Source organism: Pseudophaeobacter sp., assembly GCF_048267565.1.
Lineage (GTDB): Bacteria > Pseudomonadota > Alphaproteobacteria > Rhodobacterales > Rhodobacteraceae > Pseudophaeobacter > Pseudophaeobacter profundi.
On the sequence record NZ_JBLWXG010000003.1, the window covers coordinates 375,546 to 399,174 of the forward strand.

Annotated in this window: 18 protein-coding genes and 1 tRNA gene; 12 read left to right on the plus strand and 7 right to left on the minus strand. The window is 59.4% G+C overall.

Translation table 11 applies throughout. The annotated features are described in order from the left end of the window. Positions 1-31 precede the first annotated feature (31 nt). Together rlmH and rsfS are read right to left on the minus strand one after the other, a co-directional pair. Positions 32-502, minus strand: a complete 471-nt coding sequence (gene rlmH / locus ACN0VH_RS10370) for a 23S rRNA (pseudouridine(1915)-N(3))-methyltransferase RlmH (RefSeq protein WP_278922751.1) — start codon at positions 500-502, stop codon at positions 32-34. A gap of 170 nt (positions 503-672) precedes the next feature. Continuing rightward, positions 673-1,089 (minus strand): ribosome silencing factor, encoded by a 417-nt coding sequence (gene rsfS / locus ACN0VH_RS10375; RefSeq protein WP_232403400.1) that lies wholly within the window; start codon positions 1,087-1,089, stop codon positions 673-675. 410 nt (positions 1,090-1,499) lie between these two features. Here rsfS and leuC point away from each other — a divergent pair, with 410 nt between their 5' ends. The 5 genes from leuC to ACN0VH_RS10400 all read left to right on the plus strand — a co-directional run bounded on the left by leuC (position 1,500) and on the right by ACN0VH_RS10400 (position 6,753). Further along, on the plus strand, positions 1,500-2,906 hold the full coding sequence (leuC, locus tag ACN0VH_RS10380) for a 3-isopropylmalate dehydratase large subunit (protein WP_278922750.1): 1,407 nt from the start codon (positions 1,500-1,502) through the stop codon (positions 2,904-2,906). Next, positions 2,906-3,661, plus strand: coding sequence for a hypothetical protein (locus tag ACN0VH_RS10385; protein WP_417700565.1), 756 nt, complete (start codon positions 2,906-2,908; stop codon positions 3,659-3,661). Before leuC ends, ACN0VH_RS10385 begins: the two co-directional genes overlap by 1 nt. 47 nt (positions 3,662-3,708) lie before the next feature. Continuing rightward, a complete protein-coding gene (leuD, locus tag ACN0VH_RS10390; RefSeq protein WP_278922748.1) occupies positions 3,709-4,314 on the plus strand; it encodes a 3-isopropylmalate dehydratase small subunit in 606 nt (201 codons plus the stop codon). 490 nt (positions 4,315-4,804) lie between these two features. Continuing rightward, positions 4,805-5,638 (plus strand): hypothetical protein, encoded by an 834-nt coding sequence (locus tag ACN0VH_RS10395; RefSeq protein ID WP_417700566.1) that lies wholly within the window; start codon positions 4,805-4,807, stop codon positions 5,636-5,638. After that, on the plus strand, positions 5,638-6,753 hold the full coding sequence (locus ACN0VH_RS10400) for an endonuclease/exonuclease/phosphatase family protein (RefSeq protein WP_417700567.1): 1,116 nt from the start codon (positions 5,638-5,640) through the stop codon (positions 6,751-6,753). The genes ACN0VH_RS10395 and ACN0VH_RS10400 overlap by 1 nt, the downstream gene beginning before the upstream one ends. A gap of 13 nt (positions 6,754-6,766) precedes the next feature. Here the strand turns inward: ACN0VH_RS10400 and ACN0VH_RS10405 are convergent, their stop codons facing one another. Next, positions 6,767-7,675 (minus strand): sugar nucleotide-binding protein, encoded by a 909-nt coding sequence (locus ACN0VH_RS10405; protein ID WP_417700568.1) that lies wholly within the window; start codon positions 7,673-7,675, stop codon positions 6,767-6,769. A gap of 98 nt (positions 7,676-7,773) precedes the next feature. Here ACN0VH_RS10405 and ACN0VH_RS10410 point away from each other — a divergent pair, with 98 nt between their 5' ends. The 4 genes from ACN0VH_RS10410 to ACN0VH_RS10425 all read left to right on the plus strand — a co-directional run bounded on the left by ACN0VH_RS10410 (position 7,774) and on the right by ACN0VH_RS10425 (position 16,191). Next, entirely contained in the window at positions 7,774-8,724 is a 951-nt protein-coding gene (locus ACN0VH_RS10410) for a LysR family transcriptional regulator (RefSeq protein ID WP_417700569.1), read from the plus strand. 31 nt (positions 8,725-8,755) lie between these two features. Continuing rightward, positions 8,756-9,859 (plus strand): 3-isopropylmalate dehydrogenase, encoded by a 1,104-nt coding sequence (gene leuB, locus ACN0VH_RS10415; protein WP_417700570.1) that lies wholly within the window; start codon positions 8,756-8,758, stop codon positions 9,857-9,859. Positions 9,860-10,081: 222 nt separating this feature from the next. Further along, positions 10,082-11,992: a glycosyltransferase family 2 protein gene (locus ACN0VH_RS10420; protein ID WP_417700571.1), complete on the plus strand. Its 1,911-nt coding sequence runs from the start codon at positions 10,082-10,084 to the stop codon at positions 11,990-11,992. A gap of 56 nt (positions 11,993-12,048) precedes the next feature. After that, on the plus strand, positions 12,049-16,191 hold the full coding sequence (locus ACN0VH_RS10425) for a glycosyltransferase family 2 protein (protein WP_417700572.1): 4,143 nt from the start codon (positions 12,049-12,051) through the stop codon (positions 16,189-16,191). 56 nt (positions 16,192-16,247) lie between these two features. On the opposite strand, the gene ACN0VH_RS10430 is transcribed toward ACN0VH_RS10425, so the two are convergent. Both ACN0VH_RS10430 and ACN0VH_RS10435 read right to left on the minus strand, forming a co-directional pair. After that, complete coding sequence (locus ACN0VH_RS10430; protein WP_417700573.1) at positions 16,248-17,801, minus strand: glycosyltransferase; 1,554 nt, start codon at positions 17,799-17,801, stop codon at positions 16,248-16,250. Beyond that, positions 17,798-18,886 (minus strand): hypothetical protein, encoded by a 1,089-nt coding sequence (locus ACN0VH_RS10435; RefSeq protein ID WP_417700574.1) that lies wholly within the window; start codon positions 18,884-18,886, stop codon positions 17,798-17,800. The genes ACN0VH_RS10430 and ACN0VH_RS10435 overlap by 4 nt, the downstream gene beginning before the upstream one ends. A gap of 203 nt (positions 18,887-19,089) precedes the next feature. On the opposite strand from ACN0VH_RS10435, the gene ACN0VH_RS10440 reads away from it, so the two are divergent. Next, the gene (locus ACN0VH_RS10440) at positions 19,090-19,737 is read left to right on the plus strand and encodes a sulfotransferase family 2 domain-containing protein (RefSeq protein ID WP_417700575.1); all 648 of its coding nucleotides are present in this window, start codon (positions 19,090-19,092) and stop codon (positions 19,735-19,737) included. 137 nt (positions 19,738-19,874) lie between these two features. Here ACN0VH_RS10440 and ACN0VH_RS10445 read toward each other — a convergent pair whose 3' ends face one another. Continuing rightward, the gene (locus tag ACN0VH_RS10445; RefSeq protein WP_417700576.1) at positions 19,875-20,771 is read right to left on the minus strand and encodes a LysR substrate-binding domain-containing protein; all 897 of its coding nucleotides are present in this window, start codon (positions 20,769-20,771) and stop codon (positions 19,875-19,877) included. An 85-nt stretch (positions 20,772-20,856) separates the two neighbouring features. On the opposite strand from ACN0VH_RS10445, the gene ACN0VH_RS10450 reads away from it, so the two are divergent. Further along, entirely contained in the window at positions 20,857-22,032 is a 1,176-nt protein-coding gene (locus ACN0VH_RS10450) for a CaiB/BaiF CoA transferase family protein (protein ID WP_417700577.1), read from the plus strand. Continuing rightward, positions 22,029-23,165 carry an acyl-CoA dehydrogenase family protein gene (locus ACN0VH_RS10455; RefSeq protein WP_417700578.1) on the plus strand — a complete coding sequence of 379 codons (1,137 nt, stop codon included), beginning with the start codon at positions 22,029-22,031 and terminating at the stop codon, positions 23,163-23,165. The genes ACN0VH_RS10450 and ACN0VH_RS10455 overlap by 4 nt, the downstream gene beginning before the upstream one ends. Positions 23,166-23,432: 267 nt before the next feature. On the opposite strand, the gene ACN0VH_RS10460 is transcribed toward ACN0VH_RS10455, so the two are convergent. Then, positions 23,433-23,507 (minus strand) — tRNA-Thr (locus tag ACN0VH_RS10460). Between the last annotated feature and the right edge of the window lie 122 nt (positions 23,508-23,629).

Below are 23,629 nucleotides of genomic sequence, written 5' to 3' on the forward strand. Positions count from 1 at the left end.
CCTGGCATTGCCACAGCGCGCATCAGCCCTGTCAGCTGCGATGATAGGGGCTGCCTGACAGGATGGTGGCGGCGCGGTAAATCTGTTCCGCCAGCATTACCCGCACCAGCATATGCGGCCAGACCATCTTGCCAAAAGAGATCGAAAAATCAGCCTCGGCCCGCAGCGTAGGGTCAATGCCATCGGCACCGCCGATGATCAGCGCCAGATCTTGCCGCCCGGTATCGCGCCAATCACCCAGACGCTTGGCAAAATCAGGCGAGCTCATAAGCTTGCCCCGTTCATCCAAAGTACAGATCACCGCGCCCTTGGGCAGGGCCTTGCGCAGCAGGCTGGCTTCGGCCCCCATGCCGGCGTTCTTCTTGTCCTCGACCTCTATCAGGCGCGCAGGCCCCAGACCCAGCGCCCGACCGGTACGGTCAAAGCGGCTGAGATAGTCGTCAATCAGGGATTTTTCGGGACCAGCGCGCAACCGTCCAACCGCGCAGATGTGAAGACGCATCAGAAAAGCCCCCCTGTTCGGCCCTGCCCTCGCGCCGCCTGCCCCAGCTATGGGCCCGGCCCAAGACGCAGCCCGATGGACCGTCTGGACATGATCGCAGCACAAAGAAAAGAGATGGCGCCGAAAGGTCAGGCGCCACCACATTGCATGGAAACAGACCTTTGGCCTGTCTAAGCCTCACCCTGGCCTGGGGTCATACCCGACTGCCAGAGCTTTTCGATCTGGTAGAATTCGCGCACTTCCGGGCGGAACAGGTGAACAATCACGTCACCGGTATCAAGCAGCACCCAGTCGCCAGTATCGCGGCCTTCGATCTTGCTAAGGATGCCATATTCATGCTTCAGCCGGTCAGCCAGCTTTTCGGAAATTGCGGCCACCTGACGGCTGGAACGACCGGTGGCAATCACCATGAAATCGGCAATCGCCGTCTTGCCGCGCAGATCGATCTGCACAACGTCTTCGGCCTTGTCTTCGTCAAGGGAGCTCAGGATCCGCTCCAGCAACTCCACATTGGTTGGGCGGCTCTTGGCAGCACTCTCGGCTGCCTCGCTATCAGCGGCAGGGGCCGCGTGAGGTTCGGTCGACAGAACACTGTCCTCCAGTAAGGCGCGCCGACCCTCCCCCGGCGCTGGGGATATGCTAAAAATAGCAATTCCCGCGCCGCATTTCAATGAAAGCAGCAACGGGACTCGAATCATCGATACTCTCTGCCTGATCTGCGCCGCCGCCGAAAGAGGGAAGGCACCATATTTACAAGGTTTCGAAAGGAAAGATTGGCAGATTGTGCCGATCGCACCCTGCCTGCCCTTGATCGCACGCCCGCCCCCCTGTATCTGACCTGCATGACCCTCGTATTGGCCCAGAATATCGAATTGCAAGATCGCGCTCGCCTGCGCGAGCGATTCTATGGCGCCGCCCGCACGGTCCTGGCACGCCTATAATCGGCAGCCCACGCCCTACGCCAGCTATACCCACCTGAAAATACGGGAGAGGACACATGTCCCCCAAAACGCTTTATGACAAGATCTGGGATGCGCATGTCGCGCATGAAGCAGAGGATGGCACCTGCCTTCTTTATATCGACCGCCACCTGGTCCACGAAGTGACCAGCCCGCAGGCCTTTGAGGGCCTGCGTCTGGCGGGCCGCACCGTGCATGCGCCGGACAAGACCATCGCGGTGCCCGATCACAACGTGCCCACAACCGAGGGCCGCAACGATCCTGCACAGATGACTGCAGAAAGCCGCATCCAGGTCGAAGCCCTGGATAAGAACGCCCGCGAATTTGGCGTGCATTATTACCCTGTGTCAGATGTCCGTCAGGGCATCGTGCATATCGTCGGCCCCGAACAGGGCTGGACCCTGCCCGGCATGACCGTGGTCTGTGGTGACAGCCACACCGCCACCCATGGGGCCTTTGGTGCCCTGGCGCATGGCATCGGCACATCCGAGGTGGAGCACGTTCTGGCGACCCAGACGCTGATCCAGAAAAAGTCGCTCAATATGAAGGTGGAAATCACCGGCAAGCTGAAGCCCGGCGTCACCGCCAAGGACATCACTCTCGCCGTGATCGGTGAGACCGGCACCGGCGGCGGCACAGGCTATGTCATCGAATACTGCGGCGAAGCGATCCGCGATCTGTCGATGGAAGGTCGCATGACCGTCTGCAACATGGCCATCGAAGGCGGTGCCCGTGCCGGCCTTATTGCGCCAGACGAAACCACCTATGCCTACGTCAATGGCCGCCCCCATGCGCCCAAAGGTGCCCAATGGGAAGCCGCTCTGAACTGGTGGAAAACTCTTTTCACCGATGAAGGCGCACATTTTGACAAGGTCGTCACCCTGCGCGGCGAAGACATCCAGCCGGTTGTGACCTGGGGCACCTCGCCCGAGGACGTTCTGCCGATCACGGGCGTTGTCCCGCACCCCGAAGACTTCAAGGGTGGCAAGATTGAAGCGGCGCGCCGCGCGATCGAATATATGGGCCTGACCCCTGGGCAGAAGCTCACCGACATCGAAATCGACACCGTGTTCATCGGCTCTTGCACCAATGGCCGGATCGAAGACCTGCGCGCCGTGGCCGAAGTGGTCAAAGGCAAAAAGATCAAGGATGGCATGCGCGCCATGATCGTTCCCGGCTCTGGCCTGGTGCGGGCCCAGGCCGAGGAAGAAGGCCTGGCCGAGATTTTTGAACAGGCCGGTTTTGAATGGCGCCTTGCGGGCTGTTCCATGTGTCTGGCGATGAACCCGGATCAGTTGTCGGAAGGTGAGCGCTGCGCCGCCACATCCAACCGCAACTTTGAGGGCCGTCAAGGCTACAAGGGACGCACCCATCTGGTATCGCCCGCCATGGCTGCAGCCGCAGCACTGACAGGAAAGCTGACAGATATTCGTGAGCTGATGTAATGTTGCCAATCGAGGTGATCTTTACTGATTGCAGGCTGCGGGTGTCTCATTGTCGCCGGAATTCTGGCGCCACTGGGCAAACCCTCATTTCCTTCACCAGTATTGGTCACCATCTCGGTGGCATTGAGGTCCAAAAGCCAGAATTCTTTGCTGCAGGCACGGGCTATGACGACATTCTTTTTGTCGATGATTTGCAGAAATCCTGGGGAAGCAAGATCAACTTTGATCTGCTTCTCCGGGAAATCGCTCCGTTCACGACAGGCAAAAAGGTAGATACGCTGGGCAATTCCATGGGCGGCTTTCTCGCCTTCCTTGCTCCGCGCTTCTTTGATGTCCGCCATGCTGTGGCCTTTGTTCCTCAAATCGACACGAATTTTTCCGCGCTCCCCTGGGAAGGGCGCTTGGACAATTTCCTGCCGGGCTTACGTCGCTGGGATTACAGCTGCGTTGCTGGGCATCTGGTCGATCAGACAAAATATATTGCCTTCACCGGGACAGTAGCACAGGACATCAAACATCTCGACCTGCTGCCACAAAGCGACAACATCGAGATTTTTCAGCTCCCAATCGAAAAACACATCATACCTCGCATCCTAAAAGCACACGGACTGTTGGACACTCTGGTAAGATCGGCTTTGTCTGGCACCATCACACCAGACTGGTTCCAGGACGAGATAATTCGCCCACTCCTATCTCGGCCCAGGATCGACCCAGAGAGCCTTCAACGCCCAAGTGCCTTTATTCCTTCAACCTAAAAATTGCGCCGTCGCCGACTGCACGCGCAAAAACCGCAGGACTGAAAATGGAAAAGTTTCAAAAACTCACCGGCATCGCCGCACCTATGCCTTTGGTCAACATCGACACCGACATGATTATTCCCAAGGTGTTTCTGAAAAGCATTCAGCGCACCGGCTTTGGCAAGAACCTATTCGATGAGATGCGCTACAATCGTGATGGATCGGAAATTCCCGATTTCGTGCTGAACAAACCGCAGTATCGCAACGCAGAAATCCTCGTTGCAGGTGACAACTTCGGCTGCGGCTCTTCGCGCGAACACGCCCCTTGGGCAATTGCGGATTTTGGTATCAAATGTGTGGTCTCTACCTCCTTCGCCGATATCTTCTTCAGCAACTGCTTCAAGAACGGCATCCTGCCGATCGTTCTGCCACAAGAGCAGGTCGACCTGCTGATGGCAGATGCGGAGCGCGGCGAAAACGCCCGCATGACGGTTGATCTGGAAGCCCAGGAAATCACCACCTCCGATGGTGAAGTCATCAAGTTTGACGTCGACGCCTTTAAAAAGCAGTGCCTGCTGGAAGGCCTGGATGACATCGGCCAGACCCTGCAAAAGCAGGCGGCAGTCCAGAGCTATGAAGGCAAGATGGCCCAGGAACGCCCCTGGGTCTAAGGGCGGCAAGCAGGCACCGGGCCTAATGAACCGGTCCTGCCCCCCTGCCCCGACAACACAGGCCAAACCCGCCCCAGTATTCTGGGGCGGGTTTTTTGCGCCAAGCCGCACCCGCCGTCAGCGCGCCTGATCCCAATCCCAGCTGATGTTTCCACCCTATTCAGGCAAATTTGACACAAAGCTGCCGCATTTCACCACCGCCGCCAGCCGCGCCAATGGGCTTGGTGATGACGGCACAACAGACACCACATATAGTAACCATATCAAAACCCACTGTTTCGATGGGGGAATATTGATGCATTCCGGCACCAGACCAGGGGGGCTGCGCGGTGAAAGTGAATTTTGCACCAAAGCAAACTTGAGCCCTGCGGCCAATCCATGCACAAATGGGGCGAAATTGAGGCGCGCATTCTGAGGTTCAGAGTGCATCAAGTTGGAACAAAGGCACGGCAAAGTACCGTCCAGTCCAGTTTGAAAGGGAAAATAAGCAGTGTTTGCTCGCATAACAGGCGCAGCAACTCGCGGGGTATTGGTTGCATTGCTGATTGTAATGCCATCGCTGCTCTTGCCGGTTTCTGCCACAGAATCTCCAGAGATCATCGCCCTGATGGCGATCCTGGGCGGAGTTTTGACCTTTGCCGAGTATTTTTCCAATTATCCCAGCTTTGTAGAATTCCGCGAAGCACCACCCTTGAACCGGATGCGCTATATCGCAGCCTTTGCCATGGTCGGCCTGCTAAGCCTGCTGACCCGCCACCCACTGGACCCCACCGGGTTGACCGCACTGGTGCATACCTTCGGAACCCACCTGGGCGCGGCGCTGGATTTCAGCTATTCCCCGGTGCAGTTGATCGTCCTGATGCTGCCGCTGGACACCGCGAGCGAGACCCAGCAGCTGATGCGCAGCGCCGCCAGCATTGCCTATCTCGTCGCCGGGTTGGCGGTATTGGGCTTTGTGCTGGCCATCCGTCTGGGCAACTGGCCCGTTGCCAATGGGGCCTTCAACGTCTGGGTGAACCTGCCACTGTTTGACCCGACCACGGGCGGCGATGTGGTTGCCCGGCTGCAGCGCGATGGCCGCATCAATATTATCATTGGGATCTTGCTGCCCTTTGCCATTCCGGCCTGCATCAAGCTGATGTCCGGCCTTATTGATGTCACGCATCTGACGGCACCGCAAATGCTGATCTGGCTGGTTGCCGCCTGGGCCTTTGTCCCTGTGTCGATGATCATGCGCGGCCTGGCTTTTCTACGTGTTGCAGAACTGATCGCGCAGAAACGACGGGCGGCCTATGCCCACGCCGAAACGCTGCAGGCCGTGTGATGCGCCCCGCGGCAGAGAGCGCCCTCTCTGTCCTGCGGTTTCTGCTGCTCCTGTTGCCCCTATTGTCCCCCATGACGCTGCTGGCCACCCCCCAAACAGGCCCTGCACCTGGGCCTGCTCCCGGCAGCCTGCGGATTGCAACCTTCAACACAGAACTCTCTCGCCCCGGCCCCGGCCTGCTGCTCCGCGATATCAACCGGGGCGAGGACGCCCAGATCGCTGCAGTGGTCACCGTCATCGCAGCCACCCGGCCCGATATTCTGGCGCTGCAGGGGATCGACTGGGATTATGACAATCTGGCGCTCAAGGCGCTGGAGCAGCGTCTCGCTGCGGCTGGTGCGCCCTATCCCCATCTCTTTGCCCAGCAGCCCAATGCGGGCCTTGCCACCCCGCTGGATCTGGACGGCGATCAGCGGCGCGGCGGCGCTGGCGATTCCCAGGGCTATGGCAATTACACCGGACGCGGCGGCATTGCCGTGCTGTCCAGATACCCCATCCGAACCGAGGAGATCAGAGATCTGACGCCGCTATTGTGGCGCGATATCCCTGGTGCCACCCTGCCACGTCACCCTGATGGCAGCGCCTTTCCATCCCCCCAGGCCCAGGCCATTCAGCGCCTGTCCTCGACCGCGCATTGGGCGCTGCCAATTGCCCTGGATGCCCAGACGCGGCTGACCCTGCTCAGCTTTCAGGCCACGCCGCCGCTGTTTGATGGCCCCGAAGATCGCAACGGGCTGCGCAACGCTGATGAAATCCGCCTCTGGCAGCGGTTCCTGGATGGGCAGTTGCCAGACACGCTTGGACCACCACCGACGCAGACCTTTGTGCTGGCTGGTGGGGCCAATCTGGATCCCGACACCGGCGATGGCAACCGCGCAGCGATTGCCGCCCTGCTGCAAGACCCCAGGCTGCAGGATCCGCGCCCGGCTTCGTCACAGGCGGGCACAAAGACCGTCGATTGGGGCGACGGACGCCGCATGCGGGTGGACTACCTGCTGCCGTCTCGCGACTGGCAGGTCACTGGTGCCGGAGTGGTCTGGCCGGACGACACTGTCTCTGCCGCCGCAACGGCCAGCCGCCATAGGCTGGTCTGGGTTGATATCTCCTTGGACTAGCCCAATTGCCGGGTCAAACCACCAGATCTTTGCACACTGCCGTAGACCCTTGATCCGACAAGAGCCCCTCTGGCAGGCAACGCGGCAGGGCCTGTCGCAGTGGTGTGTCGCGGAAATCCGGCAAGAGCTGTTGCAGCAGCCCCCCCGACAGGCTGTGCGGGGTATTCCATAGATAGCGCATCTCTAGCAGGCATCGCCCCAGGGGCCAGAAGGGGCGGGCCAGTTGCAACGGCAGCCAGGACATCTGCCGCAGCCGGGCCGGGTGACGCAGATGTCTGTTGATCGCTGACAGCATCTCTTGCCCCGACAGGGTATAGCCCGCAAAAGGCACATCCAGATGGCGTGGCAGGTTGGCCCGGATTTCGGCCAGGCCAACTGCGGCGCGGGCAACATCCGGCAGATAGGCCCATGCATGGGCAATATCCGCCCGCCCGGGATAGCTGAATTTTCCTTTGTGCAGCTTGGCGGTGATCATGGTATCAAACCAATTCCCCGATGCTTCGGTATCCAGATAATCCCCGGCTCGCAGCACGATCACCTGGGCGCTGGAGGCCCGGTAGGCTTTCTCCATCTCAATGCGAATGCGCCCCAGCGGATTTTGCGCCGCATGCGAGCTGTTTTCACACCAGGGTGACGGTGTCTGCGGCCCAAACACATAGACATTGCCCGGCACAATCACCGTAGCGCCGCTGGCTTCAGCAACAGCGATCACCTGCCGATGCAGTTCCGGCACCTGCGCCGCCCAATCCGGGTAAGCCGGGTTCCAGCCACTGACGATAACCTGCGCGCCGCTTGCGGCCTCGGCCAGGTCCTGCGTCCCGCGCTGAAAGCGCCGCACCTGCCAGCCAGCCCGCGCAAAAGCCTCGGCCGCTGATCGGCCAAACCGGCCCGAGGCCCCTAGTATGAGTGCAACCTGTGTCATCCGCTTGTCTCCTGTTTTAAGATCTCCTGCAGGCACTTTCTCCCATTCATAAAAAACTAAATATTGCCAAAAAATTCTGATCTGCCATTCATTATTGAATGGATATCGCAAAACTCACCGATTGGTCCCTAATCCAGAGCTTCCTTGCCGTTGCAGACCACGGGTCGTTGTCTGCGGCAGCGCAGCAGTTGGGGCGCAGCCAGCCCACATTGGGACGCCATATACAAAGCCTTGAGGCGCAGCTTAGCCAGCAGCTGTTTGAACGCCATCCCCGCGGATTGCGGCTATCATCTGCGGGCACCGCCCTGCTGCCGATGGCACGCGAGATGCAGCAACAAATGTACCACCTATCGCTGCAGGCGGCAGGCCAGTCCGAAGCGCTGGTCGGCACGGTCCGCATCACCGCCAGCGTCTTTGCCGCACATTACCTGCTGCCGCCCATCCTCGCTGAAATTCGCATCGCCGAGCCACAGATAGAGCTGGAGCTGGTGCCGACAGATGCCAGCGAGAACCTGCTGTATCGCGCCGCCGACATTGCCCTGCGCATGTACCGCCCCAGCCAGCTTGATGTGATCACCCAGCATGTCACCGATTTGCCGCTGGGGATCTTTGCTGCCAAATCCTACCTCGACAGGCGGGGCCGTCCGAAAAACGCCCACGACCTGTGGCAGCATGATCTGGTGGGCTACGACAGCAACGATCTGATCCTGCGCAGCATGCAGGCCCTGGGCTGGCAGGTCGAGCGCACCGCCTTTGCCCTGCGCTGTGACAATCAGGCGACCTATTGGCAATTGGTGCGGGCGGGCTGCGGCATCGGGTTTTGCCAAACTGCGGTTGCCCGCGCCGATCCCGGCATCGAAGAGCTCACCCTTGGCGTTGACATCCCGCCCCTGCCGGTCTGGCTGACCACCCACCGCGCGATGCGGGAAACGCCCCGCATCCGGCGGGTCTGGTCCCTATTGGCAAAGGCGTTGCAAAACACCAAGATTTCTCCGCCTCAGCCCCCCGAAACGCCCCCCGTTATTGACCCCGCAGCCCCAGAGAGGTAGGCCACTCCCAACTGATTTTTAGGAGGCACACATGTCCAATCCATCGATTCTGATTCTGCCCGGCGACGGCATCGGCCCCGAGGTCATGACCGAGGTACGCAAAGTCATCACCTGGTTTGGTGAGGCCCGCGGCATTCAGTTCGATGTGAGCGAAGATCTGGTCGGCGGTGCCGCCTATGACAAGCACGGTGTGCCCCTCGCGGATGCGACCATGGCCAAGGCGCAAGAGGTCGACGCGGTTCTGCTTGGTGCGGTTGGCGGCCCGGCCTATGACAATCTGGATTTCAGCGTCAAACCCGAACGCGGCCTGCTGCGCCTGCGCAAGGAAATGGATCTCTATGCCAACCTGCGCCCGGCGCAGTGCTTTGACGCGCTGGCGGATTTCTCCTCGCTCAAGCGTGACATCGTTGCCGGTCTCGACATCATGATCCTGCGCGAACTGACCTCGGGCGTCTATTTTGGCGAACCCCGTGGTATCTTTGAAGTAGGCAACGAACGCGTCGGCATCAACACCCAGCGCTACACCGAGTCCGAAATCGAACGCGCTGCCCGCTCTGCCTTTGAACTGGCAATGCGCCGCAACAAGAAGGTCTGCTCTATGGAGAAGGCCAATGTGATGGAGAGCGGCATCCTGTGGCGCGAGGTCACCACCCGCGTCGGCCAGGACTACCCCGAGGTTGAGCTGTCGCATATGTATGCCGATAACGGTGCCATGCAGCTGGTGCGGGCCCCCAAGCAATTCGACGTGATCCTGACCGACAACCTGTTTGGCGATATCCTGTCCGACTGCGCCGCGATGCTGACCGGCAGCCTGGGCATGTTGCCTTCTGCAAGCCTTGGCGCCCCCATGGCCAATGGCCGCCCCAAGGCGATGTATGAACCCGTACACGGATCCGCGCCTGATATCGCAGGCCAGGGCAAAGCCAACCCCATCGCCTGTATCCTCAGCTTTGCCATGGCGCTGCGCTACAGCTTTGACATGGGTGATGAGGCCGACCGGCTGGAAGGCGCCATTGAAAAAGTGCTGGCCGATGGCGCGCGCACCGCAGACCTGCTGGGCGAAGAAGGTGTTGATCCGATCTCGACCAGCGAGATGGGCGATGCCGTGGTGGCCGCACTTCAGGCCGGCCTGTAAATCAAACGCCGTCCCAATCGGGCAGAACGGCGCAGCAAGACATGGCAAGAGGGCGGCAACGCCCTCTTTTCTTTTGGGGTTGCCTATTTTGACGCCAACCTGCCCTGCATGCAGCAAGTCTCTGCCCAGGTTGGCACAGGGGTGATGACAGCCCCCCAGCCTTTGCTATACGAGAACAATTTCTAGGTTTCCCCTGGTCCTTTTGAAAAGATCGCCCGCTGAATGCCAAGCCCCACGCCAAAGCCGCTGATTTCGGTCATCCTGCCGGTCTACAACGTCAAAGACCATGTTGCGGCCTGCATCCGCAGCCTTCAGGCGCAAGACCTGTGCGATTTCGAAGCCCTGGTGATCGACGACGGCTCCACTGACAACAGTGCTGATGTGGCGCGCAAGGCCATCGCACAGGACCCGCGTTTTCGACTGGTGCAACAGTCCAACAAGGGGTTGTCGGGGGCGCGCAACACCGGGCTGGATCTGGCACAGGCAGATTACATTGCCTTTCTCGACAGCGATGACCAACTGGCCCCCGACTATTTGTCGCAGCTGTGGCAGGCGCTTGAGGACACAGGCGCTGACTGGGTGTCCTGCGGCATTCGCTTTTGCTTTCCCGATGGCAGTCACAGTGACCATTCCGCCATTCACGGCCAGGCCGCGCGGCACAGCTCTGGCCAGTGCAGAACCTACCCGCTGACCACCTGGCAGCAGGCGATTGTCCACTTTCCTTCGGCCTGGAACAAATTGTACCGCCGCAGCTTGATCGCGGATCTGCGCTTTCGTGAAGGGACCTGGTTCGAGGATCACGAATTCTATTATCAGGCCGCCGCGCGCAGCGATCACCTGCTGCATATCGAAGCGCCGCTCTACCTGCAGACCCGCGCCCGCGAGGGGCAGATAACCGGCAGCGACAGCGACCGGGTTTTTGAACAATTCCCGGTGCTGGATCGCATCAAGGCCCTTATGGCCACCGCACCACGCGCTGATGCTGATGCCGCCTTTGAACAGATCGCCAGCCGCCTGCTGTTTGAACGCAGCACTGCCCTGCGCGCGCCCGAACGCCGCGCCCGTTATGCCGACGCCTGCATCAGGTATCTAGACCGCCACGGGCTGCGCTATTGCCCGGACTGGGACCCGCATATATCAGCGGCCTGGGGTCTCGAAATGACTGGCACCCTACCGCTGAGCGTGGTGCTGCCCTGGTCCGGCGGCGATACGGATCTGCTGAAAATCAGCCTGAACGCGCTGGCACAACAGGGCGCACCAGGGCGGGAGATCCTGATCCTGTGCAACAGCCAGCAGGCGGAAACCCAGGCAAGCCTCCTTGCGGCCGACCACCCAGAAGCGCGCGTTCTGCGCCACGCTGAGGCAGGGATCGCCGCCGCTTGCGCGGCCGGGCTGTCGGCGGCACGCGGCCGCTATATCAACTTCCTTGTGCCAGGGGATGCATTGGGTGAAATGGCCCTGCACGACTGGGTGGATGGAATGCTGACAGCAGAGGCAGATTTTGCCGTTTCAGCCTATCGCTTGGGACTAGAGGGCGAGACCTATCATGCCGCCATCTATTGCGACGATGCGCAGATCCTGCAGCCGCTGGCCGCCGCTGATTTTACGTATTCCCCCGAACTTGCCCTGGCCCTGGATGGCCAGATTTCGCCAAAGCTCTATCGCCGTTCCTTTCTGATCGAGGCCGGGCTTGGCTTTGGCATTGGTGCCTTGCCAGGATGGCAACTGGCCCTTGAGGCGGCGCTTTTGGCACCAAAAGCGCTGTATTTTTCGCAGTCCGGCTGCGATGTGAACCAGTCTGACGCGGCGCTGGCACAGTATGCCCCGGGCCGGGCGGCCGCTGCCTTTGTGCGCTCGCTTGATCAATTGACTGCCCGGTTGCAGGCGGCTGGTCTGTCCAGCAAACTGCCCCAAGGCTGGCAACGGCGTCTCTTTGCGCGCGCCCTGCGGCAGCGCATGGCACAGATCCGCGCCCCCCTGCCTCGCCTGAAACTGGGTCTCTTATGCCTCACCGCGGTCTGGGCAGCCCTGCGCCGCGGCCTGACACGAACCCAAAGCCCCCTTGACCCTGGAGAGGGGCAACGGATAGCCACCTTACTGAGTATTGAAGCCCAACTTCGCCGCCGCCCCTAGCCGCCCTATCCGGCGCAAGAATACGATCAAACACGTCAAAATAGATGGAAAAGTCGATGCAGTCGTTCTTAGTTCAGGGTCCCAAGGTGTTTCGCTACACTGCCAGATTCACTGAGGTTCCTTACGCCAATATCTCGTTTTTTGATCGCGAGCAGGCCAACATTCTGTTCCATTTATCTTTGCGTCAGGACGAGGGGCTCTGCGTCTGCAACAAACGCACTGGAGAGGTCTGGGCCGCCGAGAAATCCTATAAGAAATCTCTGGATAAATCCGAGGCTGAAGTCACAATTACCTTTGCCCCACCATATGTTACCGTGACGGTAGATGAGGTGCGCGTGTTCCGCTTTGGCTACAATGTCTTCCGCCGCTCCTACCCGAATCTGGACCAGATCAGTTTTGTTTCCTACCAGGGTGGTATCGCAGATGCCGATATCGACTTTGGCGATGACGCGCGCCAGAAGCTATCTCTTGGGGCGCTCACCCGGAACAACCAGGCCAAACTCAACAAAGGGCAGCTGTGTCTCAGCAACCGGCTGGAGTTGCGCGCGCGGGTGAAATACACATCCACTCTTCCCAGCCTGCACCTGGACCTGCCCGGAGAGGACTCGATGCCGCAGGTCATTCTCTACCCGGATGCCACCAAAAATCGTGGCAGCGACAGGAGCGAACAATGCGCAGATGTCATCGTTTTGCTGCCCGGGCGTATCTGGAAAGGGCGCGCAAAGGATGACGCGCTGGATTTGGGGCTCCTGCATGCCGATGGCAGCCTCGCCTGCCCTCGCCTGCGCCTGACCCCTACGGATCTGGTAGAACAGATTGAGCAGATTATCTGCGATGTGGATCTGTGCGGCGATTCGCTCACCGCAATGCAAATCTTTGAACATGTGCAATTTGGCGATTTGCAGACCCAGCTATCCGACCAAAGCCGTGCCCACCTTGCATCCGCACAGCAGTTTTACGGCATGAGCGACTATATCGAACCTGCTGAAGGCGGTTCTTCCCCAAAGCCCGAAGCCGCGAGCCTGCCTGAACTGGCACCACGGGACCCGGTGGTTCACGCCCATGGTGTCTTTGGCCAGCGGATGCGCGAAACGCCAGAGACCGACCCGCTGACGCTGCTGGGCGAACTGCTGCCTGACATTCCCAAAGATCTACGTTGCTATCTGTTTCTCAGCCTCAGCGAGTTCTTCAGCCACCCGGATCATGATTTTGACGGGTTTCATCAGCTCTACTGCGCCGAAGGGTTCCGTGCCAGCCTGTCGCCAGAGGCTGGCAACCTTTACAAAAGCTCGGCGCTCTTGCCTTTTTTGTTCCTGGAAGATCGCCACGCCGAGATCTGCCCAACACTGCGGTCTTTGATCGAACCGACGGCTGGATGGATTGTTACCCCGGCAGTTTCCTGGCTGCTACGCCGGGCAATTGCCGGCCAGGGTGTCGAGGAAAAGGTCCGCGAACACATCATCTATGCCTATATGGATCTGGTCGACCGGCAGGCGGGGCAATACTGGGGACGGGCCCATTGCCAGGATCTGACCGGTGTCGCGGTGGATCTGCTGCATAATATCGACAGTTTTACCGATTATATCCAACGCCCGATCATAGAATTCACCCTGCGTGCCTACGGGCTGTCCCGCCAGTTCTGGCACCAGATGGATGCCCGTGTCCCCCTGGAAACCCACTCCGAGCTAGCAACGCTGCGTCAAGCCTTTGCAGTGATCGAGGCCGCACTCGACCGCGCCGAACACGGGTCAACGGCAACCCTGGAGGTTAGCCAGGCACTCGACCTGTTCCAGGTCTATCAATGCAGCGATCTGATGCGCATTCGCCGAGAGCTGCTTGGCCCCGCAGCCACCTATCTGGCCGAGGATGCCCCCCTGAGCGTCGAGGCGCTGAAACGTGCCGAGATCCCGCAGGAAGAAGCCGGCCTGCGCCATATGGCTTTTCCTGGTGCGGCAGCTGTGGCGCAAGATCTGGTCTCGGCCACCGCCACGGCCCTGCCCAAATTTTACCGCGACATCCCGCGCGCGCCCTACTACCAATTGCAGCAAAGGGTCAGCCAGCGCTGTCACCTGCTGATCAAGCAGGCCGCAACCCAACCGATTTCCCCGACACAGATCCTGGATCTGGGCCGTGATCTGCGCCTGTTGTCGACACAACGCAGTCACTTTCTCGGCTTCGGCCTTACCCTTGCCCTGCTGCGGGCCCTGCATCCCCATACGCCCCAGAAAGAGGCACAGGAGGCCCTTATCGGATTGCTGACATCCCTGGCCGAGGATCTGACCGCAACAGAAAAAAATGCCATGCGCAAAGCCACTGCGCCCAACCTGGCACTGTTGGCGCTGCGCGATACGCCGGAAAGCCAGCCGCTCTTTGCCAGGGTTCGTGACATTCTGCCAGATCTCGCCCAGGCCCTGCCAGCGCCCCACCCGCTGCCGGAAGGCGCCCCCGCGCTTGCGGGCTCGCCCCTGTTTGACACAATTGTCACGGTGTTTTCCTGCCTGCCCAACCTGAACAGCCGCGTTCCAGCCATGCGCGCAGGCTGGCTGACGCTGCTTCAGGCGCTGGACATCCCCTATGTCATCATCGTTGGCGATGGCGATGGACGGCTTGACGGGGATATCGTGCATCTTGATGCCCCCGATTCCTACGAAGGGTTGCCGCAAAAGACCCTGGCCACCATCGCCTGGGTCTATGAAAACACCCGCTTTTCACACCTTATCAAGATTGATGACGACTGCTTTTTGAATCCGGATATTTTCTTTCACGGGCAAAGCTATCGCAAATTCGACTATTACGGCCGAATCCTGACCCGCCGCCCCGGCGATATGGACCGGGCCTGGCACAATGAAAAATCGACCTCTGATCGCGGGCGGCTGGAACTGGATAAATCTCCTGAACCATCAACTTATACCGATGGCGGCACTGGCTATGCGCTGAGCCGTACCGCCATGGCTGCAGTCTGTGCCGCAAGCGCAAGCCCGGAAGGACAGCACCTAATCCAGATGTCCTTTATGGAAGACAAGATGCTGGGGGATCTCTTGGCGCAACAGGGCATTCGTCCTGCGGATGAAGACTATCGCACCTCTATTCGCCGCCGCACCTGGGGCAAGGCAACACCGGTTTCGCGCTGGGTCAACAGCTTCGACGCCAGTCAGGCCGCACCGGTCTCTCTGGTGCATCTGGATGAACACGCGAGCCAGGCCCAGGCCTGCGCCAAACTGTCAGCGCCAAGCCTGACGCCCAAGAAAATCTGGCCCACCTATCAGGATGCCGCCCTGGTCTATCAAAGCAATGCGCTGGAACTGATCAGCAGCGAAGACCGCCTGGAGGCCGCACGCGGTGCAGAGATCGCAGTGGTCGCCTGTATGCGCAATGAAATGTTCATGCTGCCACAGTTTCTTGCCCACTACCGGCGCCTTGGCGTCGAGAGCTTTCTCATCGCTGACAACTGCTCTGATGATGGCACCCTGGAATACCTGATGGAACAGCCGGATGTGGCGCTGTTCTCTGTCGATACCGACTATAGCCTGTCGCACTATGGCGCGGGCTGGCAACAGGCTATGATTGCAGCCTTCCGTCCCGGAAAGTGGAGCCTGATCGCCGATACCGACGAATTGCTGGTCTGGCAGACTCCCCAAAAGCAAAGCCTGCCCGCCCTGCTGCAAACCGCCGCCTTTGAGGGGGCCGATGCCGCCCGCATCTTCATGCTGGACATGTACCCCAAGGGCTCTTTGGGGGACGCAACCTTCCAAACCGATCCCTTTAGCGAGGCGGGATATGTCGACCGCGAACCGTTTTTGGCCAATTGGACCGGACAGGGACCCTTTTCCAACATGCCCACCTGGACCAGCGCCGTGCGGCATCGGCTGATCGCCGGTTCGCGCATGGATCTGTTTGTGGCGCAGAAAATCGCCCTGCTGAAGTATCAGCCCTGGATGCGGATTTCGGCCGGGTATCACTTTGTCACCGATATCAAACTGTCCAGCCGCGAGCTGATCTTTGGCCACTTCAAGTACAATGCCGATTTCCATCGCAAGGCCCAGATCGAGGTGGCGCGCCGCCAACACTTCAACGATGCGGAAGAATACCGGAAATACCTGGCCCTGATGTCAGAGGGACGCGATGTGATTTATGAAGAAGGACTTTCGGTGCCCTGGCAGGAAGCCAATTTTGTCAAATCCCGCCTTGAGAAGGCCTAGCGCCAGACGCCGAACAGACAACTGCGCGCCCGGCCCCCGCCGTGCGCGCCCCCTACCTAGCCCAGGCCTGTTTCTGCGGATCGGGTGAGGTCGGATGAGGTATAGATCTCGGTCAACTGCGCCAAATGGTTCGCCATTGAATTGGGCACACGTGCGCCAGCCCAATAGGTCTCCATGTTCACAGCGCCGGACAGGATCGCCTGCAGCCGGTCCTGGAACGCCTGGATGTCGCCTGCTGCAAACACCATATCATGGCAGTTTGACAGCTCTTGCGCGCCGCCCAGATCGCTGGTCAACAGTGGGATATGGTTGGCGTGCATTTCAATCGCGACCTGTGGCAGGTTGTCGTTCCACAGCACCGGCACCACCCCAAGGTCGATCTGTGAAAAGATCGCTGGCAGCTCGTCATGGGTGTAGCCATCGTGATACTCCAACCCGGCCAGATGTTGCCCCACCGCCGAGAGCTCTGCCATGGTATCCGCATCGCCACGCCGGGCTGCAACCACCAGCCGGATGCGTTTCGCCAACGGGGATGGCAGGGATTTCAGTGCCTCCAGCAGAAAGAAGAACCCTTTGTCCCGCCGCATATAGCCCAGATACCCGAGTGAAAGCACCTCTTGCTCTTGGATGGGCAGCCGACGCGGTGTGGTTCGTTGGTAGCAGTCAGCCAGCGCAGTACCGATATATGAGGTCTGCAACAGATCGCTACGCACCCCATAGCGACGCGCTACACCGGCAGTGAAATCAGAGACCGCCAAAACCTGATCGCAATGCGCGTTAATCAAAGAGACCATCTCGGCCCGCCGTTTGGCAAAGGGAGTTGGCACAGTGACCGGGGCCGATTGGCGCTGCGGGTTTTGGCCGCTCGCCACTTCTGAGGAAACCTGTCGCCGGGTGCCGGTGATCTTGCGCAGACTGTGTCGCGCAGCATTCAGCCCGATCGACAGCCGCCGCCCAACCCGGATCGTCGGCTGGTACAGCAGCTGAAACATTCGGCTGTTGGGTTCGAACCCAGCAGCCTTCAACCGATAGGCCAAGGCATGGGCCAGGCGCAATTGCTTTTGGTTATGCGCCTGCGGCAGGCAACTACCGCATTTGGCACCACCTTTGAAATCCAGGCAGTTCTCACGCTCTTGAAACCACAGGTTCACCTGCGGGCAAAAGGGATAATAGTTGTGCAAAGACAGGATCAGCCGCATCTGAGGCCAGCGGGCTTTCAGCTTTAGGACCCGCGCGGGCAGACCTTCAAGATTGTTGAAATGCACCACATCATAGGGGCCAGTTGCCTCTAGAAAATCGTAAAAGCACGCTTCGGTGGCGGAGTCCTCACACTGGGCTGTATTGCCAAAGGAAAAATGCGCAGGCGACAGGACCGCAGAATTGACAATTTCATAGCGCCGCCCGCGATCCTGGCGTGGACCGTGGCGGGTCTGCTCCCAACGTGGTGGCCGCTTGCGCAGGTCATACGAAATCCCCGCAGACAAAAACACCGCGTCGATATCGCTGCCTTGATCCAGTTCCTGCAAGATATTGCGCTGATATTGCGACACCCCACCGCCCCGGTTCTCTGCGTCCAGGTAATCAACCCAATTGTAGTAAAGCACCCTCACGACGGGTCGCCATCATCAGTGGGCAGTCGCGCTTCAAGCGCATCTAGCCGCTCAGTCACCACGCGGTTCTGCTGCTGTGTCTTTTTGCGCAACGCCTGTAATTCAGCCAGCAAGTGCCCGGCCACAAGCCAACCCTCACGCGTGGTCTGTGTCTCTTGCTCAGGCAGATGCTGGTGAAAGGGCGCAAGGGTTGCGTCAAATTCAGGGATCTCACGCTGTAGCTCTGTCAGCCCATCCAGCGTTCTTTGACGAAGGGCCGCAAACGCATCACCAGCCCCTGTAGGGTTGCCCGCCTCTTCGCTGGCCAGATGGGCAAGAAAACGGGTTGCCATTGGCTGGACCATCTTGTCTGGAATTCCGGCGTTTTGCAGCATGCGCACCATCTCAAGCAAGGTATCGTCCAGACGTGGATTTGGATCCGCCTTTGCCAGGACCAGGCCGAATTTTGGCAGGGCGACATCAATAGCAGAGAGGAAATCCTTGAAGAGCAAATTGTTCTCGCGGCTGGCCTCGCTATAGCTACGCAGGGTGACGGCCTCCGCTCCAAAAATCTCGATCCAAGGCCGCAACGCCAGGGCATAGTCATAGTGGATCGGTTCTACCAGATCAGTCATCGCCACGTTATAGGGGGGCGTCTTCATCCCCATCTTGATCAGTTGGTTGTACCAGGATCGCAAATGGCTGTCTGGCGGGCGCAAGAAGGCGATCACCTTAAAGTCGATATCACGCGCGGATTTGATAATCCTGGACAGCGTCTTGACCGCCTTGGGAATACAGGCAAGCCGCATGAACTCTTCCGAGCTTACAATCATCCGGGAGTGCTTGCTGGTGCGCAACTCATCAAATAGTGCCGCCCAGATCTGCTGCGGGGTCTCTGGCTTATTGTAGCCATGCAGAAAGGTTTCAACCCCTGCCGCCTTATACAGGCTGTAGGCAAGATCGGAATGTTTGGAATACTGCAACGTCGTCTGGGCAAGCACAAAGTCATGCCGTTTGAGCAATCTCGGGTTCAGATCCAGGAACTCCTGGATGGCGGTCGTGCCCGTCTTGAAGTGTCCGATATGAAGGTACAGTGTCTTGCGCATAAAGCCCCCATTACTGCAAGTTTTGCGAGAGGGCCAGCCACTCTGGCAAGGTTTTTTGGTGCGACAGCGTCACCTTCCAGCCTTCACAATAGACCGCTCTCGCAGAGCACCTGCCGCTCTGCCATATTGCCTTAACACGCAATTACGACTACTCAACCTCCACCTCAGGCTGCCAGAAATTCGATCTTCGGAAAGACACATTCATGACTGTAATCCTAGACACGCAAAAATTCTTTTATGCGGCTGCGCCAAAGGTTGGCTGCACCTCGCTAAAGCTGGCGTTTTTCGAGTTTGAAAATAGCAGACCATTCGAGTCCATCACTATCAACAGCAAGAAACTACACATCCACAATATCGGGTATCGCACCTTGTTGCGGTCTGCCTACCCAGAGCACCGCATCAAAGATTATTTCCGCACGACTTTTGTCAGGGATCCCATCGCGCGCTTCCTTTCAGCCTATGGCAACCGTGTAATCTTCCACCAAGAACTTTCCCTGAAGAAGGCCCAGAAAGGCCTTAAGGAACAGAAGCTAGAGCCAACCCCAGATCTGGATCTCTTTGTTGACCGGCTGGCAGACTATCAAAAGGCACATCCGTCTATTCTCCACCACACCCGCCCACTGGTGATATTTCTTGGCACCGATGCCGATTATTTTTCTCGCATCTATTTGCTCTCTGAAATGGCACAGTTTGTCAGCGATTTCACCGAACGCACCGGGCAGCCGCTCACTGTTGGCCGGGCGCAGACCGAGGGAGCAAAATTCAAACCCAGCGACCTGACAGAAAAACAGCGCCAAAAGCTGATGAAAGTCTACCGGGACGATTATAAGGCCTTTGGCAAGTATTTCTAACCTGCCAGCCCCCATCAGGGCGGTGAATACTGCTACGCCATCGCAGTCGATCCTAGGCGGGCAGGATGCTGCCGCGCCATCGGACCGGACCTGTGCACCCCATGCCGCCTTGGGTCCGCGCCGGGTGCGCCTGGCATTCAAGGAGGCGGGCTGAAGAAGGCTTCGGCAAAGGCGGTAAAAGCCTGGATGATGGGCCGTTTGATCGCCATATCGCGATGGGCAAGGGCGATCTGGTGCCGCGGCGGTCGACCAGCCAGCGGCACCCGGATGACTGCCTTGCCATCGTAGCACGCTCCGTTTGACAGATCTGTTGCAAGCAAACCGATGCCGAACCCATTGGCCACCATCGACCGTAGCATTTCGATCGAACCGGTTTCATGGGCCACCCGCACCGGCACCCGGGCGTTTTGCAGCAACGACAGGAAATAACCGCGGCTGTGCGGCAGGTTCATCAGGATGATCGGCTCCTGCGCCAGCTCTGGCGCGCTGACTTTGGCCTGCTGTGCCAGCCGGTGCCCCAGGGGCAGCAGTGCATAGGGTTCCGCCGCCATCAGCGGGGTGATGGCGAAATCGGACGGCACCCCGAAATCATATAGCAGCGCCAGATCAAGGCGGCCTTCGCTAAGCCAGTCGAACAGCGTTTGCAGATCGCCTTCAAGGATGCGGATTTCAGCATTGGGATGGGTATCCTTAAAATTGCGCACCAGTTGCGGTGCATAGCGTGGGCCGAGGGTGGAAAACACCCCGAGGTTCAGAAATTCCGGTGTGCCCTCGCCGCCGCTCAGCACCCAGCGCGCCTGTTTCTCCAACTCGCGCAGCTGCGCAACCTTGTGCTGCCCATAGGGTGTTAGTTCCATTCCCCGACCGGGAATGCGGACAAAAAGCTTCTGCCCAAAGACCTCCTCGCAGCGGGTAATAGCCAGCGAAACCGCGGGCTGCGAGGTATTCAGCGCGCGGCTTGCTGCAGCAGTGCTGCCGGTATCCGCAACCGCAAGCAGGATTTCGACCTGACGAAAGTTCAATGGTATATTCAATTTTGAATACCCCTTATATGCATCTTGTATTTCTGAGTATATCCAAACAAGCGCTATCTTCCAGCAAGCAATTGATGGTGGATATATGTTCAAACATGATGAAACTGCGGGTCACAGACCGCTAGAGGGGGTCCGGGTCTTGGACTTTTCCCGCGTGCTGGCCGGCCCCTACTGTACCGCGCTGATGGCCGATCTCGGCGCAGAGGTGATCAAGGTGGAACCGCCCTCGGGCGATGACTATCGCCACATCGGCCCGTTCCAGGACGGCGAAAGCCTGCTGTTCCAATCGGTGAACCGCGGCAAGAAATCCATTGTTCTGGATCTGAAATCCGCTGAGGGCGCCGCCGCGGCGCGGGCCTTGGCGGCTGAGTGCGATATTGTCATCGAAAACTTCCGCCCCGGCGTGATGGCCCGGTTTGGGTTGGGTCCGGATGAGCTGTGCGCAGCCCTTCCCCGCTTGGTCTATGTCTCGGTCTCCGGTTTCGGCCAGACCGGTCCGAACCGAAGCCTGCCAGCCTATGACATCATCATCCAGGCAATGAGCGGCCTAATGGATATGACCGGCGCAGAGGACGGCCCGCCGATGATGGCCGGGGATGCCTTTGCCGATGTGGCAGGTGGCATGTTTGCGGCCTTCGGCGCCATGGTGGCGCTGTTTGACCGCGCGCGCAGCGGCAAGGGGCGGCATGTTGATCTGGCACTGTATGACTCGCTCGTGTCCATGATGCCGGTCGGGGCCTGCCGGGCGCTGATGACCAAAGAGACGCCAAAGCGGACCGGCAGCAAGCACCCGCTTTCGGCCCCCTTTGGCACCTATCCGGCCAAAGACGGCAGCTTTACCGTTGCGGTGCTGAACGATCGGCTGTTTGCGACCTTTGCGACGGCCATCGACGCACCGGAACTGGCGCAAGATCCGCTCTTTGCCAGCGACACATTGCGGCGGCAGAATGAACCCGCGTTGGCGCAGCATATCGAAAGCTGGGCCGCCACGCTGGACGTGCAGAACGTGGTTACGGCGCTGTCAGATGCGGGCATTCCCGCTGCTGCGCTGTGTTCGGTGCGACAGGCCTGGGATTCGTCCCAGGTACAGGCGCGCGAACTGGCGACAGCGGTTGCCCATCCTGCTCTCGGGGAATTCACCGTGCCGGAACAGCCGGTGCATTTCAGCGGTGCCCCGCGTGGCGGGCGACAGGCGGCCCCGGAACTGGGGGCGCATACCACGGAAATTCTACAACGGTTGAAAGAAGGAAATGCCGGATGACCGATGATCTGAACACTGAAGAGCAGGCCGTCATCGGCCAGATAGAACGGTTTTCGAATGAGGTTCTGGCACCTGCCGCTGCAGGTATCGATGCCAAAGCGCAGTTTGCAACGTTGCATCAGTCGGCGCTGGCAGAGATGGGCATCATGGGGATGAACCTGCCCGAAGCCTATGGCGGTATCGGCCTGTCCGGACCTGCGCTCTATTGCGCGGTAGAGTCGATTGCCGGGGCCTGCGGCTCCACCGCGTCTATGCTGACGGCACATTTTCTGGCAACGGATTCATTGCTGCTGGGGGCGGATGAGACGCTGAAACAGCGTTTTCTTCCGCAGGCTGCGGCGGGCACCACCCTTGGAGCCTTTGCGCTGACCGAACCGCAGGCCGGATCCAACCCGGCAGATATGCGCACCACGGCGACACGGGACGGCGACGGATACCGGTTGAAAGGATCCAAGTGCTTTATCTCAAACGCCGGTGCGGCGGATTTCATCGTAGTCTATGCCAAAACCGACAGCGCGGCGGGAGCCCGCGGGGTCAGCGCCTTTGTAGTCGAACCTGGCAAGACAGACGGGGTAGAGATCGGTCGCCACGAAGAAACCATGGGGCTACGCGGTGGGCATGTCTTCCCAATCTCGTTTGACTGCCATGTACCACAGGAAAACTGGCTGGGCGAGGAAGGCACAGGATTCCGCACTGCAATGAAAGTGTTGGACAATGGCCGCATCGAAGTGGCCGCGCAGGCAACCGGTATAGCCCGGGCCGCCCTGGATGCAGCGGTTTCATATGCCAAGGAACGCGAGGTCGGCGGCCAGCCGATCGGCAATTTCCAGGGGCTACAATGGATGCTGGCAGACAGCGCCACCGAATTGGCGGCGGCGCGGGCATTGGGGCTGCAGGCCGCCCGCAAACGGGGCACCGGTGCCCGCTATTCCTCCGACTCGGCCTTTGCCAAGCTGTATGCCAGCGAAGCGGCCTGGCGCATTGCCGACCGGGCGCTACAGATTCACGGTGGCTATGGCTACACTCGCGATTTCCCGTTGGAACGCTATCTTCGCGATTTGCGGATCTTCCGAATCTACGAAGGATCGTCGGAAATTCAGCGCACCATCATCGCCCGCGACCTGTTAAAGTAACGATGCAGGGAGGCTCAGTTAAACCTGGGCCTCCTTTACGGGCAGCTTCACTGCGAGCGCCCTGAAGGCACGAGAGGCTAGCGGGGCGGAACGACCCTCGACCAAAATAGCCCCCGGCACCCCGATCAACCCCTTGGTAAATACGGAAATCAGCGCTGAAACCCACGCGTAATCATCCCGAGGCTGGTTTTATGGGGGGGGATACCGCACATCCAAATAGCGTTTGCCTTCAAGGCTTTATGGCTATCTTGGGTGAGAAGTCTTTACTGGTGCTGCTGGAGAGAATCGAACTCTCGACCTCTCCCTTACCAAGGGAGTGCTCTACCTCTGAGCTACAGCAGCGCCGGTGAAGGGGCTTTTAGGGATAAACGCTGAAGGGCGCAAGAGCTTCTGGACGGTTTTTTCACACTAAGTTACAGAAGGTCTATGGCAGAGAAAAAACCGCAAAAACCGAGCCCGGCCGC

What these genes read in the sequence shown, in the direction of transcription:
- rlmH (WP_278922751.1), bottom strand. Translation starts at nt 502, where the DNA reads ATGCGTCTTCACATCTGCGCGGTTGGACGGTTGCGCGCTGGTCCCGAA.
- leuC (WP_278922750.1), top strand. Translation starts at nt 1,500, where the DNA reads ATGTCCCCCAAAACGCTTTATGACAAGATCTGGGATGCGCATGTCGCG.
- ACN0VH_RS10385 (WP_417700565.1), top strand. Translation starts at nt 2,906, where the DNA reads ATGTTGCCAATCGAGGTGATCTTTACTGATTGCAGGCTGCGGGTGTCT.
- leuD (WP_278922748.1), top strand. Translation starts at nt 3,709, where the DNA reads ATGGAAAAGTTTCAAAAACTCACCGGCATCGCCGCACCTATGCCTTTG.
- ACN0VH_RS10400 (WP_417700567.1), top strand. Translation starts at nt 5,638, where the DNA reads ATGCGCCCCGCGGCAGAGAGCGCCCTCTCTGTCCTGCGGTTTCTGCTG.
- ACN0VH_RS10405 (WP_417700568.1), bottom strand. Translation starts at nt 7,675, where the DNA reads ATGACACAGGTTGCACTCATACTAGGGGCCTCGGGCCGGTTTGGCCGA.
- ACN0VH_RS10410 (WP_417700569.1), top strand. Translation starts at nt 7,774, where the DNA reads ATGGATATCGCAAAACTCACCGATTGGTCCCTAATCCAGAGCTTCCTT.
- leuB (WP_417700570.1), top strand. Translation starts at nt 8,756, where the DNA reads ATGTCCAATCCATCGATTCTGATTCTGCCCGGCGACGGCATCGGCCCC.
- ACN0VH_RS10420 (WP_417700571.1), top strand. Translation starts at nt 10,082, where the DNA reads ATGCCAAGCCCCACGCCAAAGCCGCTGATTTCGGTCATCCTGCCGGTC.
- ACN0VH_RS10425 (WP_417700572.1), top strand. Translation starts at nt 12,049, where the DNA reads ATGCAGTCGTTCTTAGTTCAGGGTCCCAAGGTGTTTCGCTACACTGCC.
- ACN0VH_RS10435 (WP_417700574.1), bottom strand. Translation starts at nt 18,886, where the DNA reads ATGCGCAAGACACTGTACCTTCATATCGGACACTTCAAGACGGGCACG.
- ACN0VH_RS10440 (WP_417700575.1), top strand. Translation starts at nt 19,090, where the DNA reads ATGACTGTAATCCTAGACACGCAAAAATTCTTTTATGCGGCTGCGCCA.
- ACN0VH_RS10450 (WP_417700577.1), top strand. Translation starts at nt 20,857, where the DNA reads ATGTTCAAACATGATGAAACTGCGGGTCACAGACCGCTAGAGGGGGTC.
- ACN0VH_RS10455 (WP_417700578.1), top strand. Translation starts at nt 22,029, where the DNA reads ATGACCGATGATCTGAACACTGAAGAGCAGGCCGTCATCGGCCAGATA.